2 protein-coding genes are annotated in these 4,680 nt (G+C 73.8%); both read right to left on the bottom strand.

Going from position 1 to position 4,680, the window contains the following annotated elements:
• On the bottom strand, positions 1-4,013 hold a 4,013-nt coding region (locus ACFVJQ_RS45415; protein WP_385791833.1), incomplete at its 3' end, for a type I polyketide synthase.
• Positions 4,014-4,017: 4 nt separating this feature from the next.
• On the bottom strand, positions 4,018-4,680 hold a 663-nt coding region (locus ACFVJQ_RS45410), incomplete at its 5' end, for a beta-ketoacyl reductase (RefSeq protein WP_385791831.1).

Raw genomic sequence — 4,680 nt, 5'->3', positions numbered from 1 at the left:
GACTGGGCGGAGCGGATGAGGCCCCAGAGGGCGGCGTGTTCCAGGTCGGGGGTGTCCTGGGGTGAGGTGACGACCGCGTTGCGGGTGAGCAGGACGAGCCGGGAGCCGGCGAGACGCTCGTCCGCCAGCCACCCCTGAACCAGGTCCAACGCCCAGTGCAGAGCCGCCCGTTCACCGCGCGGGCAAGGAGCGACCACGACGCCGGGAGCCGAGCGCCCGGAAAGGCCGCCGAGGCCCTCGTCGGCGGACAGCCAGACCGTCTCCGGCTCCTCCGCCGTAGATCCGGCCTCCCGCACCCCGTCGACGGACACCCACTCCACGCGGAACAGCGCATCACGCAGACCCGCCGCGACAGCGGCCCCAGCCGCCCGGCCGGACAACGGCCGCAGCGCCAGCGAGTCGACCGTCAGGACCGGACCGCCCAAGGCGTCCGCCGCGTCGAGCCGCACCTCGTCCTGACCGGTCACGGCCAGCCGCACACGCAGCACCGTCGCGCCCGCGGCATGCAGGCGCACCCCCCGCCACGAGAACGGCATCAGCGCCGCCGCGCCGTCCTCGGTCAGGCCGCTGAGGCCGACCGTCTGCAGCGCGGCGTCGAACAGGGCAGGGTGCAGCTCGAAATCCGCGGCGTCCCCCGCCAGGTCCTCCGGCAGCGCGACCTCGGCGAACACCTCGTCACCGCGCCGCCACGCCGCCCGCAGCCCCTGGAACTCCGGCCCGTAGTCGAACCCGCTCGCCCGGAACCGCTCGTAGCGGCCGTCGATGTCGAGCGGCTCCGCCCCGGCCGGCGGCCAGACCCCGCTTAGGTCCTGCCCGGCACCGGAGTCGAGGCGGTCCGGGCTCAGGGTGCCGCTCGCGTGCCGCGTCCACGGCAGGCCGTCCTGCGCCGCGTCCCCGTCGGGCCGCGCGTGCACGGTCAGCGCACGCCGGCCGGACGCGTCGGCGGCACCCACCCGCACCCGGAGCCGCAACCCGCCGTCCTCGGGCAACACCATCGGCGCCTCAAGGGTCAGCTCCTCCAGCAGAGGGCAACCGGCCCTGTCCCCGGCCCGTACGGTCAGCTCCGCCAGCGCGGTGCCCGGCAGCAGGGCTGCACCCTCGACACGATGGCCGCGGATCCACGGCTGGGCGGCGAGCGAGACCCGGCTCGTGAACAGCAACTCGTCGCCGTCCGCGCTCTCCAGCACGGCCCCCAGCAGCGGATGGTCCACCGCCTCCAGACCCAGCGAGCGTACGTCCCCGGCCGCACCGGACGCGGCCTTCGGCCAGTAACGCTGCCGCTGGAACGGGTAGGTCGGCAGATCCACCCGCCGTGCACCGCTGCCGGCGAACAGCGCCGTCCAGTCGACGCGGGCACCGCGGGCGAACACCGTCGCCACCGCCTCCACGACCGACACCGGCTCGGCGCGGTCCCGGCGCAGAGCGGCGGCGAACGCCACGGCATCGCCGGGCAGGCAGTCCTGCCCCATCCCGGAGAGCACCCCACCGGGACCGAGTTCCAGGCAGCTGCCGACCCCCAGCTCGCCCAGCGTCCGCATGCCGTCGGCGAAACGCACCGCCTGCCGCACATGACGCACCCAGTAGTCCGGGTCGGTCAGCTCCTCGGCGGTCGCCGTCCGACCGGTCACGTTGGAGACGACCGGAATCAACGGATCGCCGTACCGCAGCGAGCCCGCGACCGCCCGGAACTCGTCCAGCATGGCGTCCATACGGGGCGAGTGGAAGGCATGACTGACATTGAGCCGCTTGGTACGCCGGCCCCGATTGGCGAGTTCGGCGGCCACCGCGAGCACCGCCTCCTCGTCGCCGGAGACGACGACGGACTGCGGCCCGTTGACGGCCGCGACGGACACCCGTTCCGTGCGCCCGGCCAGCACCTCCGTGACCTCGTCCTCGGTGGCACGCACGGACACCATCGCCCCGCCCGTCGGCAGCTCCTGCATCAGCCGACCGCGAGCTGCCACCAGCGCGCAGGCGTCCGGCAGCGTCAGCACCCCTGCCACATGCGCCGCCGCCAGCTCGCCGACGGAGTGGCCCAACAGCGCGGCGGGTCGCAGCCCCCACGCCTCGACCAGCCGGAACAGCGCCACCTCGACGGCGAACAGACCGGCTTGGGTGTACTGCGTCCGGTCCAGGAGCGCCGCCTCGGGCGTGCCCGGCTCGGCGAACACCACCTCACGCAGCGGACGGTCCAGATGCGAGTCCAGGTACGCGCAGACCTCGTCGAAGGCCACGGCGAACACGGGGTGCGCAGCATGGAGTTCACGCCCCATGCCCGGGTACTGGCTGCCCTGCCCCGTGAACAGGAAGGCCGTCCGGGCGGCACGGTGGCCCGCGCCCGCCACCAGCCCCGCAGCGGCGGCACCCGCACCCTCCGTGTCCCCGGCGAGCGCCGCCAGCGCCCCGTCGAGCCCGCCGGAACCGCCGGAACCGCCGGAATGTAGCACCGCCCGGTGCTCGAAGACCGAACGGCCCGTGGCCAGCGAGAAACCGACATCAACCAAGTCAACGGTCTCCGCGCCGCACACGAACTCCCGCAGCCGGGCCGCCTGTTCGCGCAGCGCGTCCGCCGACCGCGCGGACAGCACCCACGGGACGACCGGCATCCCGGCCCCGCGCACCGGCGCGCCCTCGGCGGGCTCCTTCACCACCGGGGGCGGAGCTTGCTCGAGAACGGCGTGCGTGTTCGTCCCGCTCACGCCGAAGGACGACACGGCCGCACGGCGTGGCCGGTCGACGACCGGCCACGGCCGCTCCTCGGTCAGCAGGGACACGGCGCCGGAGTCCCAGTCGACGTGGGTGGAGGGTGTGTCGACGTGGAGGGTTTTGGGGAGCAGGCCGTGGCGCATGGCCATGACCATCTTGATGACGCCGCCGACGCCGGCGGCGGCCTGGGTGTGGCCGATGTTGGACTTCAGCGAGCCGAGCCAGAGGGGCTGGTCGGGGGTGTGGTCCTGTCCGTAGGTGGCCAGGAGGGCCTGCGCCTCGATGGGGTCGCCGAGGGTCGTGCCGGTGCCATGGGCCTCCACCACGTCGACGTCCGCGCCCGTCAGCCCGGCGGCGGCCAGCGCGTCCCGGATCACGCGCTCCTGGGCGGGACCGTTGGGTGCCGTCAGACCGTTGCTCGCTCCGTCCTGGTTGGCCGCCGTGGAGCGGACCACGGCCAGCACCGGGTGGCCGTTGCGCCGGGCGTCCGACAGCCGCTCCAGCAACAGCAGACCCACACCCTCCGACAGGCTGGTCCCGTCGGCACTGTCCGCGAACGCCTTGCACCGGCCGTCCGGCGCCAGCCCGTGCCCCTGACCCCGGCTGAACTCGTCGAACAGCGTCGGCGTCGACATCACCGCCACGCCGCCGGCGAGCGCCAGGGAGCACTCGCCGTTGCGCAGCGACTGAGCGGCCAGATGCAGCGCGATCAACGAGGAGGAACAGGCGGTGTCGACCGTCACCGCCGGGCCCTCCAGGCCGAGCGTGTAGGCCACCCGGCCGGAGGCGACGCTGCCCGCGCTGCCGTTGTAGACATAGCCCTCGACGGCATCCGGCGACTCACCGACCAGCGTGCCGTAGTCGTGGTACATGACGCCGGCGAAGACGCCCGTACGGCTGCCGCGCAGGGTCCGCGGGTCGATGCCGGCCCGTTCCACGGCCTCCCAGGAGGTCTCCAGCAGCAGCCGCTGCTGCGGGTCCATGGCGAGCGCCTCACGCGGCGAGATCCCGAAGAACGCCGGGTCGAACTCGGCCGCGTCGTACAGGAATCCGCCGTGGTCGTACAGCCCGTCCAGATCCCAGCCGCGGTCCGTCGGGAACTCCGACACCGCGTCCTCGCCCGCGGCCACCAGCCGCCACAGGTCCTCCGGGGTGCGTACACCGCCCGGGTAGCGGCAGCTCATCGCGACGATCGCGATCGGCTCCCGGCCGCGCTCGGCGAGCTCGCGGTTGTGCTGCCGCAGCCGCTCGGTCTCCTTGAGGGACGCCCGCAGGGCGGCGACGACCTTGTCGTTGGGGTTGCTCATGTGGTCACTCACGCTCCGCGTCGGATCCGGCGCTGTCGCCGTCGAAAGCAAGGTTGATGAGGAGGTCGACGTCCATCTCGTCGATGTCGTCGAGGGAGCCCGGTGCGGCCGCGCGGGGCGCCTCCGCGCCCGGGGCGGGAGCCTGCACGGTCTCCTGCGGGAACAGCTTTCGCTCCACGAAGCGGGCGATCGCCTGCGGAGTCGGCTGGTCGAAGACGAGCGTGGCGGGCAGCCGCAGCCCGGTGGCCGTGTTGAGCCGGTTGCGCAGCTCGACCGCCGTCAGTGAATCGAACCCGATGTCCTTGAAGGCACGGTCCGGTTCGATCGCGGCCATCGACGCATGGCCGAGCACGGCCGCCACCTGGGCGACGACCAGATCCTCCAGCGCCTGCGCCCGCTGCTCACCGGACACCCGGGCGAGCCGCTCGGCGAGCGACAGCTCCGTGGGCCGTCGCGTGCCGCCGTCCGCGGTGCCACGACGCACCCGACGCTGGGCAAGACCCCGCAGCAGCGCCGGGAGACTCTCGTCGTCGGCCCGCCGCCGCAGCGCCCCGACGTCGAGCCGGATCGGCAGCAGGTGCGGCTCGCCCGCCGCGCAGGCCGCATCCAGCAGCCGCAGTCCGTCCTCGCTGGTCATGGCACCGACTCCGTGGCGGGTCATGCGGTG

Origin of the sequence: Streptomyces sp. NPDC127197 (assembly GCF_042672405.1) — a bacterium.
Lineage (GTDB): Bacteria > Actinomycetota > Actinomycetes > Streptomycetales > Streptomycetaceae > Streptomyces > Streptomyces flavusporus.
Note: the sequence above shows the minus strand (reverse complement) of the source record. Positions and strands in the feature narration are given on the sequence as shown.